General features: G+C 62.5%; 18 protein-coding genes. 5 read left to right on the plus strand and 13 right to left on the minus strand.

Annotation, left to right across the window (positions count from 1 at the left end; translation table 11 throughout):
- Positions 1-56: 56 nt before the first annotated feature.
- From ACSMXN_RS13040 to uvrA, 10 genes are all read right to left on the minus strand, one after another.
- A complete protein-coding gene (locus ACSMXN_RS13040) occupies positions 57-398 on the minus strand; it encodes an RNA polymerase-binding protein RbpA (RefSeq protein ID WP_022911894.1) in 342 nt (113 codons plus the stop codon).
- Positions 399-476: 78 nt separating this feature from the next.
- Complete coding sequence (gene secG, locus ACSMXN_RS13045; protein ID WP_022911895.1) at positions 477-710, minus strand: preprotein translocase subunit SecG; 234 nt, start codon at positions 708-710, stop codon at positions 477-479.
- A 122-nt stretch (positions 711-832) separates the two neighbouring features.
- Positions 833-1,627, minus strand: coding sequence for a triose-phosphate isomerase (tpiA, locus tag ACSMXN_RS13050; protein WP_022911896.1), 795 nt, complete (start codon positions 1,625-1,627; stop codon positions 833-835).
- Entirely contained in the window at positions 1,628-2,869 is a 1,242-nt protein-coding gene (locus ACSMXN_RS13055; RefSeq protein WP_022911897.1) for a phosphoglycerate kinase, read from the minus strand.
- Positions 2,870-2,888: 19 nt separating this feature from the next.
- Positions 2,889-3,893 carry a type I glyceraldehyde-3-phosphate dehydrogenase gene (gap, locus tag ACSMXN_RS13060; RefSeq protein ID WP_027139074.1) on the minus strand — a complete coding sequence of 335 codons (1,005 nt, stop codon included), beginning with the start codon at positions 3,891-3,893 and terminating at the stop codon, positions 2,889-2,891.
- 297 nt (positions 3,894-4,190) lie between these two features.
- Entirely contained in the window at positions 4,191-5,171 is a 981-nt protein-coding gene (gene whiA, locus ACSMXN_RS13065; RefSeq protein ID WP_022911899.1) for a DNA-binding protein WhiA, read from the minus strand.
- The gene (locus ACSMXN_RS13070; protein WP_022911900.1) at positions 5,171-6,307 is read right to left on the minus strand and encodes a uridine diphosphate-N-acetylglucosamine-binding protein YvcK; all 1,137 of its coding nucleotides are present in this window, start codon (positions 6,305-6,307) and stop codon (positions 5,171-5,173) included. The genes whiA and ACSMXN_RS13070 overlap by 1 nt, the downstream gene beginning before the upstream one ends.
- Positions 6,307-7,191 carry an RNase adapter RapZ gene (rapZ, locus tag ACSMXN_RS13075; protein ID WP_022911901.1) on the minus strand — a complete coding sequence of 295 codons (885 nt, stop codon included), beginning with the start codon at positions 7,189-7,191 and terminating at the stop codon, positions 6,307-6,309. The genes ACSMXN_RS13070 and rapZ overlap by 1 nt, the downstream gene beginning before the upstream one ends.
- Positions 7,192-7,295: 104 nt before the next feature.
- Complete coding sequence (gene uvrC / locus ACSMXN_RS13080; RefSeq protein ID WP_022911902.1) at positions 7,296-9,248, minus strand: excinuclease ABC subunit UvrC; 1,953 nt, start codon at positions 9,246-9,248, stop codon at positions 7,296-7,298.
- A 62-nt stretch (positions 9,249-9,310) separates the two neighbouring features.
- Entirely contained in the window at positions 9,311-12,466 is a 3,156-nt protein-coding gene (gene uvrA / locus ACSMXN_RS13085) for an excinuclease ABC subunit UvrA (protein ID WP_022911903.1), read from the minus strand.
- A 376-nt stretch (positions 12,467-12,842) separates the two neighbouring features.
- On the opposite strand from uvrA, the gene ACSMXN_RS13090 reads away from it, so the two are divergent.
- A complete protein-coding gene (locus ACSMXN_RS13090) occupies positions 12,843-13,313 on the plus strand; it encodes a PPOX class F420-dependent oxidoreductase (protein ID WP_022911905.1) in 471 nt (156 codons plus the stop codon).
- Positions 13,314-13,355: 42 nt separating this feature from the next.
- On the opposite strand, the gene ACSMXN_RS13095 is transcribed toward ACSMXN_RS13090, so the two are convergent.
- The gene (locus tag ACSMXN_RS13095; RefSeq protein WP_022911906.1) at positions 13,356-14,033 is read right to left on the minus strand and encodes a uracil-DNA glycosylase; all 678 of its coding nucleotides are present in this window, start codon (positions 14,031-14,033) and stop codon (positions 13,356-13,358) included.
- On the opposite strand from ACSMXN_RS13095, the gene ACSMXN_RS13100 reads away from it, so the two are divergent.
- The 3 genes from ACSMXN_RS13100 to hrpA all read left to right on the plus strand — a co-directional run bounded on the left by ACSMXN_RS13100 (position 14,034) and on the right by hrpA (position 20,098).
- A complete protein-coding gene (locus ACSMXN_RS13100; RefSeq protein ID WP_022911907.1) occupies positions 14,034-15,353 on the plus strand; it encodes a DUF4032 domain-containing protein in 1,320 nt (439 codons plus the stop codon).
- Entirely contained in the window at positions 15,350-16,030 is a 681-nt protein-coding gene (locus ACSMXN_RS13105) for an MBL fold metallo-hydrolase (RefSeq protein WP_022911908.1), read from the plus strand. The genes ACSMXN_RS13100 and ACSMXN_RS13105 overlap by 4 nt, the downstream gene beginning before the upstream one ends.
- 162 nt (positions 16,031-16,192) lie before the next feature.
- On the plus strand, positions 16,193-20,098 hold the full coding sequence (hrpA, locus tag ACSMXN_RS13110) for an ATP-dependent RNA helicase HrpA (protein WP_027139076.1): 3,906 nt from the start codon (positions 16,193-16,195) through the stop codon (positions 20,096-20,098).
- Positions 20,099-20,203: 105 nt separating this feature from the next.
- On the opposite strand, the gene ACSMXN_RS13115 is transcribed toward hrpA, so the two are convergent.
- The gene (locus ACSMXN_RS13115) at positions 20,204-20,740 is read right to left on the minus strand and encodes a flavin reductase family protein (protein ID WP_022911910.1); all 537 of its coding nucleotides are present in this window, start codon (positions 20,738-20,740) and stop codon (positions 20,204-20,206) included.
- 175 nt (positions 20,741-20,915) lie between these two features.
- Between ACSMXN_RS13115 and ACSMXN_RS13120 the strand changes: the two genes are divergently transcribed.
- Positions 20,916-21,476 carry a nitroreductase family protein gene (locus ACSMXN_RS13120; protein WP_022911911.1) on the plus strand — a complete coding sequence of 187 codons (561 nt, stop codon included), beginning with the start codon at positions 20,916-20,918 and terminating at the stop codon, positions 21,474-21,476.
- 43 nt (positions 21,477-21,519) lie between these two features.
- On the opposite strand, the gene ACSMXN_RS13125 is transcribed toward ACSMXN_RS13120, so the two are convergent.
- A complete protein-coding gene (locus ACSMXN_RS13125) occupies positions 21,520-22,455 on the minus strand; it encodes a L,D-transpeptidase family protein (protein ID WP_081648926.1) in 936 nt (311 codons plus the stop codon).
- Between the last annotated feature and the right edge of the window lie 12 nt (positions 22,456-22,467).

Raw genomic sequence — 22,467 nt, forward strand, 5'->3', positions numbered from 1 at the left:
CACACCCGCTCGAACGCAGAACTACTCTGCGGAGTGCTCACTCACTGCTCGATGAACTACTCACCACGGCGAGCGCGGAGGCGCGCAAGCGCCTCTTCCAGGATGGCATCGCCATCGGCGTCCGTTCGCCGCTCTTTCACATAAGCCAGATGCGTCTTGTACGGCTCATTGCGTGGCGCCGAGGGCGGGGCTGTAGATTCGCGGCCAGCCGGAAACCCGCAGCGCGGGCAGTCCCAACTATCGGGAACCGGGGCATCCATAGCGAAGGCCGGCGTCGTTTCGTGGCCGTTGGCGCAAAAGAAGGACACCCACTGGCGTGGTGCTGTTTCGCCCCGTTCACGCTCGCCCATCGGCCCTGCGCCGACTCGACTGCCGCGAATCGCGTTGCCACCAGCCACGTCTGCACTCCCTTACTTGTTCAACGCCGTCAGCACGGTGGATCCGATAGGTCGGTCTAAGCCGGTTTAGGGGGTGGCTCAGCCCGCCTTGTACAACAGTCCAAGCCCGATGATGCAGATAGCCCAGACCACGCCGGCGATGATCGTGAGTCGGTCCAGATTTCGCTCGACAACAGATGAACCCGACAGACTGGAATACAGCGAACCACCGAACATCGAAGACAGGCCGCCGCCTTTTCCGCGGTGCAACAACACGAGAACAATCATCATCAAGCTCGCGATGATCAGGACAATCGACAGAAGCACGATCATGGGACGTACGGCCTCGCTTGTATCTCGATAGATTTCGGTGATGAATCTGTATCCGGTGACGCTCTCAGAGGGTACCTGTTGCAGCTTTCAATCACACGTGCTGGCCGCGCCCGCTGCCGATTTCAGCTAAAGACTCCACCGCCTGCTGCTACGCAGATCCCTGCGAACTCCGTGGCATCGAGGCTCGCTCCGCCGACCAGCGCACCATCAACGTCACGCTGTGACACGATTTCCGTGGCGTTGGCCGCTTTGACCGATCCACCGTAGAGAATTCGCACGCCAGCGGCGAGTTCGTTGCTGTAGAGCTCCGTCAGCTTGTTCCGAATGGCCTCGCACACTTCCTGAGCGTCAGCGGGCGTTGCCACCCGCCCGGTGCCGATCGCCCACACCGGTTCATAGGCAATCACTACCGTCGCGGCATCGCCCTCGCTGACGCCGGCGAGGCCACCTGTCAGCTGATCAACGCAGTACCCGACATGGGCACCCGCCTCGCGAACCTCCAAGCGCTCTCCAAGGCAAAGTATCGGAACAAGCTCGTTGGCATAGGCAGCTTTTACTTTCGCGTTTACTAGTTGGTCATCCTCGCGGTGATACTCGCGCCGTTCGGAGTGGCCAACAATCACATAGCTGCAGCCGAGTTTGGCCAGCATCGGCCCCGAGATATCGCCGGTGTAGGCGCCGGATTGGTGTGGCGACAGATCCTGGGCTCCGTAGATCAGGCGAAGTTGGTCACCATCGACAAGCGTCTGGACGGACCTGAGATCTGTGAAGGGGGGCAGCACCACAACCTCGACCGCATCGAAGTGTTGTGGTTTGAGCGTGAACGCGAGCTTCTGTACCAGAGCTATCGCCTCGAAGTGGTTCAGATTCATCTTCCAGTTGCCGGCGATCAGGGGGCGGCGGCTTAATTTCGCCATCTAGTTTTCCTGCAGTGCCGTGATGCCTGGAAGGGTCTTGCCTTCGAGGTACTCCAGCGAGGCACCACCGCCCGTCGAGATGTGGCCATATCTGTTCTCGTCGATGCCGAGGGCTCGGATCGCGGCAGCCGAATCGCCGCCACCGATCACCGTCAGGCCATGGGCCGTCGCCACGGCTTCGGCGATACCGCGGGTGCCCTCGGCGAACGGGGAAAGTTCGAAGACGCCCATCGGGCCGTTCCAGAAGACCGTCTGGGCGTTGCCGAGGATGGCTGCGAACTCAGCAACGGTATTCGGCCCGATGTCCAAGCCCTTCTGTCCTGCCGGAATCTTCTCCACAGACACCGTCGACGTCTTGGCGTCGTCGGAGAGTTCGGAGGCGGTGACAATATCGCTGGGGAGAACGATTTTGTCTCCGGACTCTTCGAGAAGGTGACGACACGTCGAAATCTGATCGGCTTCGAGAAGCGAGTCACCCACCTCGAGTCCTTGCGCTTTCAGGAAGGTGAAACACATTCCGCCGCCGATGAGCAGCCGATCCACCTTGGGCAGCAATGACTGAATGACAGCGAGCTTGTCAGACACCTTCGACCCGCCGAGTACCACGACGTACGGCCGCTGCTGCGCGTCGTCGGTGTCAATGTCGGTGAGGCGGTTGAGCACGGCAAGTTCGTCGGCGATGAGATCTCCGCAGTAGTGCGGTAACAGCTTTGCGACGTCATACACCGAGGCATGGGCGCGGTGAACGGCACCGAAGGCATCATCGACGTAGGCCCCGCCCTCGTCTTCGCCGCCGGTAAGCAGCGCCAAGGCTGCCGCGAACTCAGCCCGTGCCCCGTCGTCCTTTGAGGTCTCACCCGAGTTGAACCGCACGTTCTCCAGCAAGAGCAGCTGCCCGTCGCCGAGTCCGTCCGACATGAGCCGCGCACTCTCACCAACCGTGTCCAAGGCGAACTGGACGGGGATGCCCAGTAGCTGGGCGAGCCGATCAGCGACCGGACCCAGCGAGTATTGCGGATCAGGTTCACCGGCCGGCCGGCCGAGATGCGCGGTAACGATCACGCGAGCGCCCGCGTCGAGCAATTTCACCAGCACTGGAAGCGACGCGCGAATTCGCCCGTCATCGGCGACGACCCGTCGCCCGCTAGCTTCTTCGGCTTTCAGCGGGACGTTGAGATCGCTGCGGACGAGTACCCGCCGCCCCGACACGCCGACCCGGATGAGGTCCTCGACAGTGCGCATGGCCTTCAGCAATCCCGGCTTAGAGCGACGCGCCGACGTAGCCGACGAGGTCGACCAGGCGGTTGGAGTAGCCCCATTCGTTGTCGTACCAACCCACAACCTTGACCTGGTTGCCGATTACCTTGGTCAGGGTGGCGTCGAAGATGCAGGACGCCGGGTCCGTGACAATGTCCGCCGACACGATCTGGTCCTCGGTGTAGACCAAGTACCCCTTCAAGGAGCCCTCGGCTGCGGTCCGGTAAGCGGCCTGGACCTCCTCGACGGTGGTCTCTCGCGACAGGGTCACGGTCAGGTCGGTGGCCGAGCCGGTTGGCACCGGTACTCGCAACGCGTAGCCGTCCAGCTTGCCTTGCAACTGGGGCAGGACCAGCCCAATTGCCTTGGCCGCCCCCGTCGAGGTCGGGATGATGCTCAACGCCGCCGCGCGCGCCCGCCGCAGATCCTTGTGCGGAGCGTCCTGCAGGTTTTGATCCTGGGTGTAGGCGTGGATCGTCGTCATCAGGCCCTTTTCGATCCCGAACGCATCGTCTAAGACCTTGGCCAGCGGTGCCAAACAGTTCGTGGTGCACGAGGCGTTGGAAATGATGTGATGGCTGGCCGGATCGTACTTCTCGTGATTGGCGCCCATCACAATCGTGATGTCGTCGCCACTGGCGGGCGCGGAGATGATGACCTTGCGAGCACCGCCATCTAGGTGCTTGCGCGCATCAGCGGCCTTCGTGAAGAACCCGGTCGACTCGATGACCACGTCAACGCCGAGTTCTTTCCACGTCAGATTGGCCGGATCGCGCTCTTCCAGCGCCCGGATCGGCTGACCCCCGACGATGATGTTCTCGGCGTCGTACCGTACCTCTGCCGGGAAACGACCCAGGATCGAATCGTACTTCAGCAGATGCGCCAGTGTCTGATTGTCGGTCAGATCATTGACCGCCACCACCTGAACGTCGGCGCCCGAGGCATGCACCGCCCGAAAGAAGTTGCGCCCGATTCGACCAAAACCATTAATACCAACCCGAACAGTCACTAACAACATCTCCTTGGGAATCAAGGTCAACAACTCGGCTATGAACAACTTGGCTATGAACTCGGACGTACCGAGGTGAGCGCACACCTTCGTGCCCTCGAAACGCGGACCAACCGACGATGGGTCTCGGTGGGTTAGCGCGCCCTGACTCTATCGGTCCCGTGGACCCCCCGTCATATCGCGAGTCACATGCCAGTCACATGGCGGTCCAATAAGGGGTCGTATCGCGAGTCCTGCGCCGGGTCATAGGACGGGTCATCGGGCGAGCGATCAGACACCTGATCGGTGCGACTTTGCTCAGGGCGCCAGCATTTCTGGAGTGACCGCCGCCTCGGTATTGGGTATTCCCTCGTCTGAGGCTCGCTTGTCGGCCATCGCCAACAGGCGCCTGATGCGTCCCGCGACCGCGTCTTTTGTCATCGGCGGATCAGACAGGGCACCGAGCTCCTCCAACGAGGCCTGTTTGTGCTCGAGCCGAAGCCGTCCGGCTTGTAGAAGATGGTCGGGAGCATCTGCGCCGAGAATGTCCATCGCCCGTTCAACGCGAGCTCCCGCGGCGACAGCGGCCCTGGCGGACCGGCGGAGGTTGGCGTCGTCGAAGTTGGCCAACCGATTCGCATGCGATCGGACTTCACGGCGCATTCGTCGTTCCTCCCACGCCATGACGGCTTCGTGGGCGCCGATGCGCGTCAGCAAGGCTCCGATGGCGTCGCCATCACGTACGACGACCCGGTCTGCGCCGCGCACCTCGCGCGCCTTGGCGAGGACACCGATCCGGCGGCCCGCACCGACGAGAGCGAGCGCAGCTTCGTTTGACGGACACGTAATCTCCAGAGCTCCGGCCCGACCTGGTTCGGTGAGCGAGCCGTGCGCCAGGAAGGCCCCCCGCCAGGCGGCTTCGGCCTCGGCAATGGTTCCAGCAACAACTTGGGTCGGTAAGCCTCGAACCGGCCTACCGCGCAGATCGACCAGGCCGGCCTGCCGCGCCAACCCCTCGCCGTCCTTCGCCACCCGCACGAGGTAGCGGGTGCCTTTACGCAGGCTCCCCCCGGTCACGACCTGAATTTCCGCGTGATAGCCGAATACCTCAGCGATCTCTTTGCGTAGTCGTCGCGCGACTGAACCGGTATCGACCTCCGCCTCGATCACGATCCTGCCGCCGATGAGGTGCAACGCGCCTGCAAACCGAAGGATCGTTGCTATCTCGGCGCGCCGCGCAGTCGCCTTGGATACCGTCACCCGGCTGAGTTCGTCCTTGACCGCAGCCGTCATCGCCATCAATGCACTCCCTTTTCGGATACCACTTCGTGTTTGCCGGCACCAGTCTCGACCGTTCGGTTCAAACTGAACGCCCTGTCCAGCGCGAGGCTGAGCTTGACTGGATCATGCCTTGCTCCTGCTCCCTGCGCAGCTACCCGGGCCAAAAACAGGTCGGCCTCCAACGATGCGACGTAGTTTTGCAAACTCCTCGGCTCGGCGACAGCGTCTGAGTCGGCGATAACTGCATCGATCCGCAGGCCCGGACAGTGTCTCGTCAACACTCGTAGGTGTTCCTCCGGCGAAAAGTCATCGGTTTCACCGACCTGCGGTTCGAGGTTTAGCAGGACGAGCATTCGCGCTGCAGTACCGAGGAGCGCCCTCGCCAACTCGGGCACGAGCAGGTGTGGAATCACGCTGGTAAACCAGGATCCGGGTCCCAGGATGATCACATCGGCGGCGGCGATGGCTTGCAATGCCTCGACGCACGCCGGCGGATCGGGCGGGATCAGTTGAATCGAGCGGACCCGACCGGCAGTCGCCGCAATCGAGGATTGCCCGCGGATCGTTCGGATCTGAACCGGGTCGTCGGGGTCGACGCTCACCACCTCTGCTACGAGGTCCAACGGTTGAGCAGACATCGGCAGCACCCGGCCGCGGGCACCGACAATCGCCCCGAGATCATCGAGCGCCGTAACCGCATCACCCCGGAGCTCCATCAGCCCCGTCAGCATCAGATTCCCCACCGGGTGGCCAGCAAGCACTCCCGAGCCGCCCATGCGATGCTGCAAAATCTCCGACCACGCCAAGCTGACCGGGGATTGGCCCTCCGGGGATTGGCGGCCCGGGGATTCGCGGTCCGGAGCATGAAGCCGGTCTGCGGCCAACGCAGCCAGCGCCATCCGCAGATCTCCCGGCGGTAGCACGTCGAGCTCGCGCCGGATCCGACCCGAAGAACCGCCGTCGTCAGCGACAGTGACGACGGCGGTCACATCGACGTCGAGCAACCTCAGCGCCGACAACGATGCGTAAAGGCCGTGTCCCCCGCCAAAGGCGACCACACGTTGTCGTCGAGGAGTGGCGGTCGGGCTTGCTGGCGTCCCGTCGAGCGGGGCGCCTGTCGCTGCCGAGCTGGATGGATTCGTCGGCTCAGCCACTACTCGCGTCCCAGATCACGATGGACGACAGTAGCGCGAACGCCGAGTTCCGTCAGCCTGCGGACAAGTTCGCGGCTCATCGCGACCGAGCGATGTTTGCCGCCGGTGCAGCCGACAGCGAGAGTCAGGTAGTGCTTGCCCTCTCGTCTGTACCCCGCACCGATGATCTGCAGGATCTCGATGTATTTGTCGAGGAAGGCGGGCACGGACTCCTGGCTGAGAACGTAGTCAGCAACTTCTTGATCTTCGCCCGTCAGCTCGCGTAACTCCGGTATCCAAAAGGGATTCGGCAGAAATCTAACGTCCACCACGAGATCAGCGTCGACCGGCAAGCCGTACTTGAAGCCGAAGGAAACGACCGTCGCGCGTAGTTCAGGCGCGCCGAGCCCATTGGAGGCAAAGGCCTCCTCGATCGCCCGTCGAAGTTCGTGCACGCTGCGTTCAGATGTATCGAGCACGAGGTCGGCGATATCGCGTAACGGTTCGAGAATGGCCCGCTCTGCCGTGATCCCGTCGGCGAGCCGACCATCGCCCTGCAGCGGATGTGCACGGCGCACACTCTCGAAGCGTCGGATCAGGACGGCATCGCTGGCCTCGAGAAACAGTATGCGGGGGTTCAGACCACGTTGGCCGAGCTCGGTTACTACCCCAGTCAGGTCAGTCGAGAAAGCCCGGCTACGTACATCCATGACGACCGCCAACTTGGTGACCGCACCTTGGCTGCGGCTTCCGAGCTCGGCCATCGTCGCAACGAGTTCGGGAGGCAAGTTGTCGACGACGAAAAACCCGAGGTCCTCCAAGCATTTAGCCGCGGTGCTCCGGCCGGCTCCCGACAGGCCGGTCACGATCACGGTCTCCAGCGCGCCGCTCTCTGCGGTGGCCATTGGGGTCTCCTCTTGTTCGGTATGTCGATCGCACTGGGCCGAATCACGTCAGTCCCAGAAGACATGATGTACGGATAGTCAACCCGCCTTTGGTTACGCGCTGGCTAACCCAGGACCTCGCCCGTCGCCATATTCACTGCGGGCGCTCGGTCATCATTACGCAGCTCCAAAGCATCAGCGACCCGTTTCGCGAGATCGGTGCCGAACCCCGGCACCGCCGCTATCTCGTCAATGCTGGCACTGCGCAGCCTTTTGAGCGAGCTGAACTCCGCCAGCAAGGCCTTGCGACGCGCTGGCCCGAGGCCGGGAATGTTCGCAAGCTCGGACTCAACCATCGCTTTCGAGCGCTTCTGCCGGTGAAAGGTGATCGCGAAACGGTGTGCCTCGTCACGCACCCGCTGCATCAAATACAACGCCTCGGACGTGCGCGGGAGGATGAGCGGGAAGTCCTCGCCGGGGACCCACACCTCTTCCAGGCGCTTGGCCAGTCCGACGAGGGTGACATCGGTGATCCCCAACTCCAACAGGACATTCTGCGCTGCCGCAACCTGGGGCGCCCCGCCATCGACGACAACAAGATTCGGCGGATACGCAAACTTTCGAGCCCGGCCGCCCGCGGCCTCGATCTCGCCCCGTTCAACCTCGGCATCGATCGTGCGCTCTTGCAGATAGCGAGCGAACCGACGCCGGATTACCTCGGCAATCCAGTCGGTATCACCGCCTGAGGACTGCATCGTGAAACGGCGATATTCGCTCTTGCGTGCGAGCCCGTCTTCGAAGACAACCATGCTCGCTACGACGTTCGTGCCTTGAACATGGCTGATGTCGAAGCACTCGATACGCAGCGGCGCATCAGGCATGTCCAGCGCTTCCTGCAGTTCAGATAAGGCGAGCGAACGGGCAGTGAGGTCGCTCGCACGTTTCAGCCGGTATTGGACAAACGCTTGCTCGGCATTGCGCGCAACGGTTTGCATCAAGGATTTCTTGTCACCCCGCTGCGGCACCCGCAGCGAAACGCGGGCCCCGCGCTTGTCCGAAAGCCATTCCGTCAGGGCATGGGCGTCCTCGGGGAGTTCCGGCACCAACACCTCGCGCGGGACCACCGCATCGTCAGGGCCATAGAACTGGGTGATGAACTGCTCGACCAGCTCAGGAATGCTCACCTCGCCCTCCGCGCTGGCGGCTGAGTCGACGACCCAGCCGCGCTGGCCCCGAACCCGACCGCTTCGAATGTGAAAGACCTGGACGGACGCGGCGTACTCATCGCCGGCGAACGCCGCCACATCGGCATCGGTGCCGTCGGTGAGCACCACAGCCTGCTTCTCCATCGATCGCCGCAAGGCGCCGAGGTCGTCTCGCAAGCGTGCGGCCCGCTCGAACTCGAGATTGCTGCTCGCCTCGTTCATCTGACGCTCAAGCCTGCGGATCATGGTCTCCGTCTTGCCGGCCATGAAATCGCAGAAGTCGTCGACGATCGCTCGGTGCTCTTCTGCCGTCACACGGCCGACACAAGGCGCACTGCACTTTCCGATATAGCCGAGCAAACATGGCCTGCCGATCTGTCCGGCGCGCTTGAACACACCGGCTGAGCAGGTCCGGGCCGGGAACACGCGCAGCAGTAGATCGAGCGTTTCACGGATCGCCCAGGCGTGGGCGTACGGGCCGAAATAGCGAACTCCTGGCTTCTTGGGCCCGCGCATCACCTGCAGCCGAGGAAATTCTTCGTTCAGCGTTACGGCAAGGGAGGGATAGGACTTGTCGTCCCGGTATCGCACGTTGAACCGCGGGTCGAATTCCTTGATCCAGTTGTACTCGAGCTGAAGAGCTTCCACTTCGGTTTTGACGATTGTCCACTCGACGCTGGCGGCGGTCGTCACCATCTGCCGAGTTCGCGGGTGAAGCGCGGAAACATCGGCGAAATAGGAGTTCAGCCGAGACCGCAGACTCTTCGCCTTGCCGACATAGATGACCTGACCACGCGCGTCCCGAAACTTGTAGACCCCCGGTTCGACCGGGATGGTCCCTGTCGCCGGGCGATACGAAGACGGGTCAGCCACGACTCAACCCTAGTGAGGCTGGCCGACACCCAGCGGCCGGGTCATCATCTGAACGGTACCGGTCAACGAGACGCCGATGCCTTTCTGGCACGCACGCGCGGACGCGCTCCGTTGGACGTCACCTCCGATGTAACTGTCTTCGTCGAGGTACCTTTCGAAGCCCCAGCGTTGGTGGATCGCTTGGGCGTGATCGCCTTGACCGCAGCTGACTCGCCGCTGTTCTTTCGTTCGGGCTTTGGTGATGCGCTCCGCGCGGAAACTGAGCGTGCCTTGGGAACTGGTTTCGCGGCCGAGCCCGATTCGCTCGAGACCCGCGATGCCGTCGTCCTGTTCATCCGATCGGTCTTGGCCAGGCGATCCGTCAGAAGTCTCGCGAGGAAGCCACCAGTATGCGAGCCTGCCACCATCGCGACTTCCTCCGGAGTTCCCTGGGCCACCACGATGCCGCCCCCGGAACCTCCTTCAGGTCCCATGTCGATGACCCAGTCTGCTGTCTTGATGACGTCGAGATTGTGTTCGATGACCAGCACACTGTTGCCTTTGTCCACTAGCGACTGGAGCACGCCCAACAACTTCGATACGTCTTCGAAGTGCAAGCCCGTCGTCGGCTCGTCCAGAACATAGATCGTGCGCCCGGTCGACCGCTTCTGGAGCTCGCTCGCGAGCTTCACGCGCTGCGCCTCGCCGCCGGACAGGGTCGGTGCCGGTTGGCCTAGCCGGACGTAGCCAAGTCCCACGTCGACGAGGGTGTCGAGGTGCCGGGCAATCTTGGAGATCGGCTTGAAGAACTCGGCGGCTTCTTCGATCGGCATGTCGAGCACTTCAGAAATGGTCTTGCCCTTGTAATGAACCTCGAGCGTCTCGCGGTTGTACCTGGCTCCCTTGCACACCTCACATGGCACATAGACGTCCGGGAGGAAGTTCATCTCGATTTTGATCGTCCCGTCGCCGGCGCAGTTCTCGCAGCGGCCACCTTTGACGTTGAAGGAGAATCGGCCCTGCAGGTAACCGCGGACCTTTGCCTCCGTCGTCTCCGAAAACAGCTTTCTGATGTGATCAAAGACGCCGGTATAGGTCGCCGGGTTCGATCGTGGCGTCCGGCCGATCGGTGACTGATCGACGCCGACCACCTTGTCCAGATGCTCGAGACCGGTAACACGCTTGTGACGGCCAGGCGGCAGCTTCGCGCCGTTGATGCGGTTGGCCAAGGTCGTGTACAGGATGTCGTTGACGAGAGTCGACTTGCCCGACCCCGACACTCCGGTTACCGCGACGAACACGCCAAGCGGGAAGGCGACGTCAATGTTGCGCAGGTTGTGCTCACGCGCACCTTCGACGACGAGTTCCCAACCCGGAGTGATTGGCCTGCGAACCATCGGGACTTCGATCGCCCGCCTGCCGGAGAGATACCCGCCGGTGATCGACGCTTCCGACTTCAGGAGGTCATCCAGCGTTCCCGAAACAACCACTTGACCGCCGTGCTCACCTGCAAGCGGACCGATGTCGACGATCCAATCGGCGGTTCGGATCGTGTCCTCATCGTGCTCGACGACGATCAGAGTGTTTCCGAGGTCGCGGAGTCGTACGAGCGTATCGATCAACCGTCGGTTGTCACGCTGATGCAGTCCGATGGAGGGTTCGTCCAGGACGTAGAGCACCCCGACCAGGCCGGCCCCGATCTGAGTGGCAAGTCGGATGCGTTGCGCCTCGCCGCCGGCGAGAGTGGCCGCCGCGCGATCGAGCGAGAGGTAGTCCAGGCCGACATCGACCAGGAACCCCAGCCGGGCGTTGATTTCTTTCAGCACGCGAAGCGCAATCAGCTCCTCACGCTCGCTGAGGACGAGCTTGCCAAGGAACTGCGAGGCCTCGCCGATGGAAAGCGCACACACCTCGGCGATGGATCGACCACCGAGTGTGACCGCGAGGATCTCCGGTTTCAGCCTGGTCCCCTGGCAAGTCGGGCACGGGACCTCGCGCATGTAGCCCTCGTACTTGTCGCGGCTCCAGTCGCTATCGGTCTCGGCATGCCGGCGTTCAAGCCACGGCACCACGCCTTCGTAGCTTGCGTAGTAAGACCGCTCGCGGCCGTAGCGGTTCTTGTATCGGACGTGGACTTGTTCGGTCGCGCCGTACAAGACGACCTTCTGCGCCTTCGCCGGTAACTGGTCCCATCGAGATTCGGTGCTGAAACCGATCTGATCGGCGACGCCCTCCAGCAGGCGCAGGAAGTACTCGTTGTTCTGGCCAGTCGCCCAAGGCGCGATCGCGCCATCGGCCAGCGATCTTTCCGGGTCCGGAATCAGTAGCTCGGGGTCGACTTCTTTTCTGGTACCGATGCCTGCACACACCGGGCATGCCCCGAATGGCGCGTTGAACGAAAATGACCGTGGCTCCAGCTCATCGATGGCGAGCGGATGGTCGTTCGGGCAGGCAAGCCGCTCTGAAAACCTTCGCTCGCGATGAGGATCGTCCTCGTCCAGATCTACGAAGTCGAGGATCACGAGACCGGCGGCCAGACCCAACGCTGTCTCGACCGAGTCCGTGATCCGCTGTTTCGCAGTTTTCTTTGCGGTCAGCCGGTCAACGACCACCTCGATCGTGTGCTTCTCCTGCTTCTTGAGCTTGGCGCGCTCCTCCAGCGGGCCGGTGAAGTCAGTGAGCGACTGCACGGTGCCATCAACTCGAACCCTGGAATAACCCTTCACCTGCAGATCATCGAAGAGGTCCGCGTACTCGCCCTTACGCTCCCGAATTACGGGGGCCAGAACCTGGAACCGGGTGCCCTCGGGCATCTCAAGCACTCGATCAACGATCTGCTGGGGCGTCTGCTTGCTGATCGGTTCGCCGCAAATCGGACAGTGCGGGTGCCCGATTCGGGCATACAACAGTCGGAGGTAGTCGTAAACCTCGGTGATCGTGCCCACCGTTGAACGAGGATTGCGCGACGTTGACTTCTGATCGATCGAAACCGCAGGCGATAAGCCCTCGATGAAGTCGACGTCAGGTTTGTCCATCTGACCGAGGAACTGGCGTGCGTAGGCCGACAGCGACTCGACGTAGCGGCGCTGGCCTTCAGCGAAGATCGTGTCAAACGCCAAGGAGGATTTGCCGGAACCTGAGAGACCGGTGAAGACGATCATCGCGTCTCGGGGCAGGTCGAGGTGCACGTCCTTGAGGTTGTGCTCACGGGCACCACGGACGATCAGGCGGTCAGACACAGGCTTCTCTCTGGTCGATCAGAATTACGCGGATATCTCTCGGTCTGCAAGCAACCTGCAGGAGCTCAAGCCCGGCTTCACTTAACGTCGCTTCTAACGTTGCTTCGCGAAAGGCACGGCCTTGACGCATCCGGTGTTGCTGGTGTGTCGAACGGGTGTGAAACGGGTGTCGGTGGTCAGTAACGATGTTCGATTGTCCTTCGCCGAGGGTAGCCATGACCTACGACAACACACTTACAAGAGTACGCAGCGTCGGCATCGGCAGTAGCGGGCGCGGTCCGGTCCCGGTTGGAGCAGATAGCGTCATCAAAGCCGTCATCAAGCCCGTCATCAAGCCCGCGTGACTCCGCCACCACTTGGCGGGCATGATGGCCAGATGGCTCGAACAATCGCGACAAACACCACCGTCGATCTGCCCGGTTTGCTGGATTTCATCCGTCCACGCCACAACATGATCCTCATCGCGACTAAACGCAGCGGACAGCCGCAAGCTTCCCCCGTCACCGCAGGCGTCGACAGCGACGGGCGGATAGTGATCTCGACCTACCCCGAGCGTGCCAAGGCGCAAAATCTCCGGCGGGAACCCCGGTGCAGCGTGCTCGTCCTGTCGGACAGGTTCGGCGATCCCTGGACGCAGATCGAGGGAACCGCAGAAGTCATCGATCTACCCGATTCCGTGGAACCACTCGTCGACTACTTTCGGTCCATATCAGGCGAGCACCCGGACTGGACGGAATACCGCGAGGCGATGGTCACCCAGGGCAAGTCATTGATCCGCATAACCCCTCGGACGTGGGGGCCCATCGCGACCGGCGGATTCCCCACCCGGCTGGTCGACCTCCCTTAGCTCTTTATGCCGAACTTCGTGGATCAGCGTTCGGCAGTGGCCTCAGGGGAGTTTCCAATCGACCGCGGTGGCCCCGGCCTCGACCAGGGCGGCATTTGCTCGGCTGAATGGCTTCGAGCCGAAAAACCCGCCGGACGCAGAAAGCGGGCTTGGGTGCACTGACTCGATGCGCATAACCCCTGGCAGCGCCGTCCGCAGCGATTGGGCCTGCCGCCCCCACAGGATCGCAACCAGCGGAACGCCTCTGGCCGCGAGCGCCCGAACGGCTTGCTCGGTGACCTGCTCCCAACCTTTTCCTTGATGCGAACCTGACTTGCCCGGCGCGACTGTCAACACTCGGTTCAACAGCAGCACGCCCTGGGTGGTCCACGGCGTCAAGTCTCCGCTGCTCGGCGCGGGCACACCGAGGTCGTCTTGCAGCTCTCGGAAGATGTTGACCAACGACCTGGGAAGCGGTCGCACCTGCGACGCAACTGCAAACGAAAGTCCGATCGGATGTCCTGGAGTCGGATACGGATCCTGACCGACGATCAACACCCGCACGTCATCGAAGGGCTGGGTGAAGGCGCGCAGAACATGCTCGCCCGAAGGCAGGTACGTGCGGCCGGCAGCGATCTCGGCTCGAAGAAACTGCCCCATCGCACTCACCTGCGACTCGACCGGCGCCAGCGCGCGGGCCCATCCGGCGTCGACGATTTCGCTGAGGGGTTGGGCGGCCACATGGATACCGTATCGGCCGGCAGGCCGCCTGGAATCAGACGGCGTCGTACCCTCATAGACGTCATGGCGAACTACACGATTACAACCCTCGGCGCAGCCACCGAGTTGCTCAGCCTGCCTTTTGACAAACCGCTGGCCGAGTGGGCAGACCCCCGCATCGTGCAGGTTCCGCGCGGGATCTCTCGACACGTGGTCCGGTTCGTGCGAGACCAGAACGAAATCTTCGCATTCAAGGAAGCCACGACACGCTACGTCCTTCGCGAACACCATTTACTCCGCGAGCTCGCCGAAGCCTCAGTGCCAGTCGTGGACGCGTTCGGCACCGTGACCGACCGGACCGATTCGGGCGGTGAACCCCTGCAGAGTCTGCTGATCACTCGGCACCTGCCCTACTCGCTCCCCTACAGGTCGCTGTTTACCGAACGCTCGTTGCCCGACCTGCGCTCCAGACTGCTCGACGCTCTGGCAGAACTCTTCGTGCGGCTACATCTGGCGGGTTTCTTCTGGGGGGATTGCTCACTGTCCAATACCTTGTTCCGAAGAGATGCCGGCTCGCTCGCGGCTTACCTAGTTGACGCCGAGACCGGCGAGGTCCATCCCACGCTCACGATCGGTCAACGCGGTCACGACATTACGATCGCCACCGAGAACATCGCCGGCGAGCTGATGGACCTGCAGGCAGGCGGCTACCTGTCTACTGATGCCGACCCCGTCGAGATGGCGATGTCGCTGGAACCCCGTTACGAGCGCCTGTGGAACGAGCTCACCGACGACGAGGTTTATCCCTCGGGCGAGAGCTACCGCATTGAGGAGCGGGTTCGGAAACTGAATTCGCTCGGCTTCGATGTCTCTGAGATCGGCATTCGCAGCGAGGACGCGGGCAGCAAACTTCGATTCGAAACTCACGTGGTCGAACCGGGCCACCACGTACGCCGGGTGTATGCGCTAACCGGCCTACAGGTGCAGGAAAATCAGGCGCGTCAGATACTGTCCGACTTGGCGCGTTTCCGAGCGCACTGGATTGAGGGAGTCGGCCACGACATTCCCGAAGATCTGGCCGCTAGAAAGTGGCTCGACGAGAAGTTTTACGGTGTCCTGAGCATGGTGCCACCAGATCTTAGGAAGAGACTCCCCGATGCCGAACTGTTCTATGAGATCGGCGAGCATCGCTGGCTCATGTCCGAGCAGCTCGGACGCGATGTCGGGCGACCTGCCGCCGTTGAGGACTACGTGAAAACCGTGCTGTCCAATCTGCCTGATGCATCCGTTCAAATCCTGACGGAACCCACGACCGAGGAGCTTCCGGTGATCACCGAATGACAGACTCTGAGACCGCTGATACCTACACGGGCGAGGTTCGGGTTGGGGGCCCGATCGATGTTCGAGAGCTTCCTGCCCTGACGATCGCCAAGTTGGCGGTCGGCAACCTCTCGAACAACGCCTACTTGCTGCGGTGCCGGGCAACCGGCGAGGGATTGTTGATCGATGCCGCGGCCGAGCCTGATCGTCTCGAGACGCTAGCGCGCCTAGGCGGCGACACCGTGTCGTCCATCCTCACCACCCATCGCCACGCCGACCACTGGCAAGGTCTGGCCGCCCTCGTTGCGCGCACCGGCGCCAGGACCCTGGCCGGTGCCGAGGATGCCACCGCAATACCTGTACCGACCGACCGCGGGCTACATCACGGCGAGAAGCTTCACGTCGGCGATCTCGACCTGACTGTTATCGGGCTGCGTGGACACACGCCGGACTCGATAGCGCTGCATTACGAAGACCCGAAAGGTGTCGGACATCTCTTCACCGGTGACGCGTTGTTCCCAGGTGGAGTTGGACGGACAACGAATCCATCCGACTTCACAACGCTGCTGAACGACGTTACTGAACGGATCTTCGCTGTCTACAAGAACGACACCTGGTTCTATCCCGGTCATGGCGACGATTCGACGCTGGGTGCCGAACGCCCGCAGTTGCCTGAATGGCGTCAACGCGGCTGGTAGCTGGCTTCAATGGCGGGCACCCATTTTGCAAGACGCCTATTCTTGAAGAGATATGTCCGAGTCCTCCACGACCGTCGCCGCGAACGCGGCTCCTCACCCGGCGTCGGCGAACCACAGCGCCCAGAGCGCGCGCCGAATAGCACCGCTGAGCTTCGCCGTCGACTGCCCAACCTGACACTGCGCGACGAACACCGACTGCGCCGCAAGCTGGACGACAAGCGACGTAAGGGCGCGGGACGCTCGAGTTCGTTGACGGCGCTCGGCGCCGAGTTCGACCGGGCCGAGCAACGAATCGCGATCCGCAAGGCCGCGGCTCCCGAACTGACCTATCCCGAGCAGTTGCCGGTCAGCCAGCGGCGCGAGGACCTGCTCCAAGCAATCGCTAGTAACCAGGTGGTCGTCGTCGCAGGCGAGACAGGGTCCGGTAAGACGACGCAGCTGCCCAAGATCTGCTTGGAGCTCGGCCGGGGCGTGCGGGGCACCATTGGCCACACACAGCCGAGGCGAATCGCCGCCCGTGCAGTGGCCGAGCGGATCGCGGAGGAACTGCAGACATCGGTGGGCGAGACCATCGGATACGCGGTGCGCTTCACCGATCAAGTCAGCGATTCCACGCTCGTCAAACTCATGACGGATGGAATTCTGCTCGCCGAAATCCAACGTGACAGGATGCTGCGCAACTACGACACGATCATCATCGACGAGGCACACGAGCGCAGCCTGAACATCGATTTTCTGCTCGGCTATCTGCAGCAACTACTGCCCCGCCGTCCCGATCTCAAGCTGATCATCACCTCGGCAACCATCGATCCCCAGCGATTTTCACGCTACTTCCGCGACGCGCCCGTCATCGAAGTCTCCGGACGCAGCTATCCGGTCCAGATTCGCTATCGCCCCGTCGTGGACCCGAACGACCCAGCTGCCGACGAGCGGGATCAGGTCGGCGCGATTTGTGACGCCGTCACCGAGCTGCACGCGGAGCCACCCGGAGATATCCTGGTTTTCCTTTCCGGCGAAAGAGAGATTCGCGATACAGCCGACGCCTTGAATGCGATGAACCTTCGGGAAACCGAGGTTCTGCCGCTATACGCTCGCTTGTCCAGCGCGGAGCAGCACCGCGTTTTCGCAGCCCACCGCGGCCGCCGAATCGTGCTTGCAACCAACGTGGCCGAGACCTCGCTCACGGTGCCTGGCATCAAGTACGTCATCGATGCCGGGACGGCCCGGATCTCGCGATACAGCAATCGGACAAAGGTACAGCTGCTCCCGATCGAGCCCATCTCTCAGGCCTCAGCTCGCCAGCGCGCAGGGCGATGCGGACGAACGTCGGACGGGGTCTGCATCCGGCTGTATTCCGAAGACGACTACGAAAGCCGACCAGAGTTCACCGATCCTGAGATCCTGCGTACGAATCTGGCATCGGTGATATTGCAGATGGCCTCCCTAGACCTTGGCGCCATCGAGGAGTTCGGATTCATCGATCCGCCAGATCGTCGACAGATCGCCGACGGGCTTGCGCTGTTAACCGAACTCGGAGCGCTCGCAGCTGTTACAGCCAGCGCCAGCAAGGGCACGCCGACCTTGACTGATGTCGGACGCAAAATTGCGCAGTTGCCGGTCGATCCGCGTCTAGCTCGAATGATCACCGAAGCCGACAACCGCGGCTGCGTGAGGGACGTGCTCGTTCTCGCGGCAGCGCTCTCGATTCAGGATCCCCGCGAACGTCCGGCCGATGCGCAGCAGGCGGCGGATGCCAAGCACGTGCGCTTCGCGGATTCGACGTCGGACTTCGCCGGATACCTCAACCTCTGGCGTTACGTGCGCGAGCAGCAACGCGAACTGTCATCCAGTCAGTTTCGGAAGATGTGCCGTTCGGAGTTCCTGAACTATCTGCGAATCCGCGAGTGGCAGGACCTGTTCACCCAGCTTCGACAGATCGCCAAGAGCATGGGCATCACCGTTGGCGATCAGGCCGGCGACGCCGAGCAGATACATCGAAGCCTGCTCGCAGGGTTGCTGTCACACATTGGTCTCAAGGAGGGGCCTCGCGGTGACTATCTCGGCGCCCGCAACGCCAAATTCGCGATATTCCCTGGTTCGGCCCTTTTCAGAAAGCAACCCCGATTCTTGATGGCCGCCGAACTGGTCGAAACCTCGCGACTATGGGGGCGTTCAGTCGCCGCGATCCAACCCGAGTGGGCTGAGGAGCTGGCTGCTCATCTTGTCAAGCGCAGTTACAGCGAACCGCATTGGGAACGCAGACAGGGCGCGGTCATCGCCACCGAGCGCGTCACGCTGTACGGCGTTGCACTGGTCGTCGGCCGCAAGGTCGGCTATCACCGGATCGACCCTGTTGTATCGCGTGAACTGTTCATCCGAAATGCTCTGGTCGAAGGCGACTGGGAGACACGCCACGCCTTTTTCAAAGCAAATCGCGACCTGATGTCTGACGTCCTGGATCTCGAGAACCGGGCGCGTCGGCGCGATATTCTGATCGATGAAGAGACGCTTTACGCTTTTTACGACGAGCGAATCCCGGCCGACATTGTCTCCGCTCGTCATTTTGACGCCTGGTGGAAGAAGACCCGGCATCGCACGCCCCATCTGCTCGATCTCAGCGCAGACGAACTCATGCGGGGCGGCAGTTGGTCCGTCGCGGCCGAGCAATACCCAGACAAGTGGACGTCGGGTACGTTCGAGCTCGATCTGAACTACCGATTCGAGCCTGGCGTCAGCAGCGACGGCGTCACCGTCACGATTCCGCTGCCGCTGTTGAATGAAGCCAGCGCGGCTGGTCTGGACTGGCAGGTGCCTGGGCTACGGTCTGAGTTGGTAACCGCCCTGTTACGCAGCCTTCCGAAACCACTTCGCCGCGGTCTCGTGCCCATCCCGGATACAGCCGCGGCACTCGTCGCGGCCCTGCCCGCAGAGCTGCACGGCAACGCGCGCGGCCTGACGCAGGTTTTATCGAATGAACTCGAACGGAGCAGAGGTGTCATCGTTCCGGCGGATGCATGGCAGCTCGATAGCCTGCCGGCTCATTTACGTCCCACCTATCGGATCGTTGACGAGCAAGGTGCGATGCTGGCTGAGGGCAAGGATTTGGCCGCTCTCCAAAGGCGATTCGCCGGCGATGTGACTGAGACGCTGGAGCGGGTGACCAGCGATCTCGCCCGAGACAATCTGACGCAATGGGATTTCGGGGACCTGCCGAGGACCGTCCGACGAACCGCAAGCGGGCACGAGATGACCGGCTATCCGGCGTTGGTCGAGGTTGTCGCGGGTGCAACGCTGCCTCCGACCGTGGCCATCCGCGTGCTCGATTCGGAGGCCCGCCAGCGCGCGGCAATGTGGTTGGGCACCCGCCGCCTGCTGGTCAATACCCTCCCCTCGCCGGTCAAGACCCTGCGCTCGGCGTTGACACCAAGCGCGCGGCTGACCCTGAGCCGCAGCCCACACGGCTCGCTCGAGGCTTTGCTACAAGATTGTGTGACAGCCGCTGTGGACCTTTTGATGAGGCAGGCGGGCGGCACCGTATGGACACGCGCCGACTTTGAGCGGCTGCACGAAGTCGTCCGCGGCCGGCTGGCGAGCACTGCGCAGCAAACAGTTGATGTCGTATGCACGATCATCGACGCGTTTCAGCAAACGGAGTTGACTCTTGAAAGCCTGCCCGGATCGAAGGACCAGAGGGCGTTCGCCGATCTCCGTCGCGACGAGCGCGCCCACCTCGATTTGCTGATCTTTCCTGGCTTCGTCAGCGGTACCGACGCGAGGCAGCTGGCGCAACTTCCCCGTTGCCTGCGGGCGATTCAGATTCGGTTGGGCGATGCGGTCACAAACATCGCGCGCGACAGCGAACGCCGAGCCGCGGTTGATCTGGTTGAGCGTGATCTCGATGACCTTCGGGCGCGAGGGCGAGAAACCATAGCGGACGACGCACTGGACGGTCTTCGATGGATGATCGAGGAGTTTCGCGTCAGCGTCTTTGCACAGCGCCTTGGTACTGCGTACCCCGTGTCGGTGAAGCGGATCCATACGGCGATGGACAACCTCGACCCACGCTGATCTCGGACTGACCCGTTCGCGGACTGACCCCGATCACGGACTGACCCGATCACGGACTGACCCGATCACGGACTGACAAGGCGTCAGCGGGGCCTGATGTCGGAGTCAGCCTTCAGCTTCATCTGCTTCAACCGCCGCCGTCATCCCGCGGTAGTAGGCGCTGCGGAAGAAAACGAGCGGTTCGGCGATGTCTGCGTGCACGCCCATCCGATCAATCTCGGCGATGACTACTGTGTGATCGCCCGCCGGGTACTCAGCCTGCACTACACATTCCAACCAGCCGAGCGCAGACGACAGCAGCGGTGCGCCGTTGGAACCAGGCGTCCAGGCTAGGTCTTCGAAACGGTTGGTCATGCGCGCGGCCATGATCCTGCTCACCGACTCCTGACCCGCCGACAGAACGTTGATCGAGATCCGCCCCACATCGCGAAGCAGGGGCCACGTGGTCGACGTCAGCGCTGGACAGAACAGGACCAAGGGCGGTTCGAGTGACACCGAGGTAAACGAATTCATGGCCATCCCGACCGGACCGTCAGCCGTCATGGCGGTGATCACGGCGACACCCGTCGGATAGTGCCCGAGGACATGACGCACGGTTGCGCTGTCCGCGCCTGTCAGCGCTGGCGTGTCTTCCTCACTCACGATCCCAGACTAGCGACGGGCCGCTGTTGCCGATCATCGTGGACAGATCGCTGCATACCCTTCGAGACGCGTCCCACACTTGTTCGAGATGGGTCCGTCGGAAAAGCGAGGGGATGAGACAGTCGCCGCACCGATGACGGCAGACGATGACACCTGATGGTTGGCGATGATCTAGATGGAACTCAAGGACGCGGTGCGGTACCGCATGAGCACGGCCGCGATCACCGACGAGGCGCCGGATGACGACGAATTGACGGCGCTGATCGCGATCGCAGCCCATGCACCCGATCATGCCGGGCTGCGCCCGTGGCGGCTGGTGAGCGTACGAGGGAAGCAACGCGACCGTCTGGGCGCCGCTCTCGTCACTGGCTTCGGTGACGAACCGGGTAGTGCGAAGGCCTTAAAAACGGCCCGCAAGGTGCACCAGGCTCCATTGCTGATTGGCATCGTCGCAACGTTGCAAGACCATCCGAAAGTTCCGCGGTGGGAGCAGATAAGTGCCTGCGCGGCCATGGTGACGACGTTGGAGCTGCTGCTCTTCGAGGCGGGCTGGACTGCGATGTGGCGAACGGGGCCTGGCGCTGAACTCAAGGAGGTACACGCGATGATGGGTGTATCGGGGCACGAGAAGTTGCTCGGATGGCTCTACGTAGGACGCACAGACGTAGACCGTCTGCCCGACCGGCCCCGCGACCCGGACGTCGGGACGCGGTTGTCCTCGCCTCCTGATGTCTAGACCGGCGCCGTCGATTCGGTTGTAGTCAATTGGATTTGCCCGCTCAGGCTCCGATACCCATCAAGATCCGTGGGTGGGCAGCTGGTTGTAGCCAGCGCAGCATCCTCACCATGTCAGCCTCCGGTATCGACACGCAGCCTTGGGTGGGCTCGTTCTGGGTAACGTGCAAGAAGAACGCACTTCCGTTACCGGGGACGACTGGTGCCATGTTGTAGTTGATCACCACGGCGTAGCCATAAACCGAGCCGGCCTCGTATAGATTCTCGCTCTCGCTGGTGTCGAAAGTGCAACTGCTCGGGGCGCAGCGCTGATGACTGTTGTAGGTCGCACTCGTACTGTCGCCGGACCACCAATCATCCGGCCCTGATCGAAAGTAGGGCATCGCCGCGCCTGGATCGGGATCGTTCCCGAAAGCCTGCGTAAGCGTGAAGCTGCCGATAGGCGTCCCGTCGAATCCCTCCCTGGCGCTGGTCGTCATCCCTTCGTCTCCGAGCCAGGCAGGTACGGCGCCGCCGACCCGGACCCACCCGTTCCCCTCCTTCGACCATGCCTGCAGCGTGCCCCGGGTGGAGCTGGTCGATGTTGCGGAAACAGTGATGACCTGTGAGGCCCCCGCGGTCGTCCCGGCCACGGGCAATCTCGTCGTCACCAGCGGTGCCGCGTGTGGAACAACTGGCGAGTGCGTAGGAGTCGGCGTCAGGCGGGGCCTAGCGCCGATCGAGGCGCGTGGAGCTGTCGTCGCCGGGGCGGTGCGGGCTGGACGACGGTTGGTAGCGCTAGTCACCCCGCTGGGGGTGAGGGCGCCAGCATAAATGGAGCTCGAGGGCTCGGTTATTGACGACAGAGGTGTTACACGACCGTCGGCGACGTTGTCGCTACGTCCGCGCGAAACGCCCAACGCTATGGCCGCGACCACGACGAAAGCAGCCACGACCGCAACGCCAGCCACCACCCGACGCACTACCCGACCACCAGTCATTGCCTTCAGTCT

It is taken from the genome of Parajatrophihabitans canadensis (genome assembly GCF_053764775.1).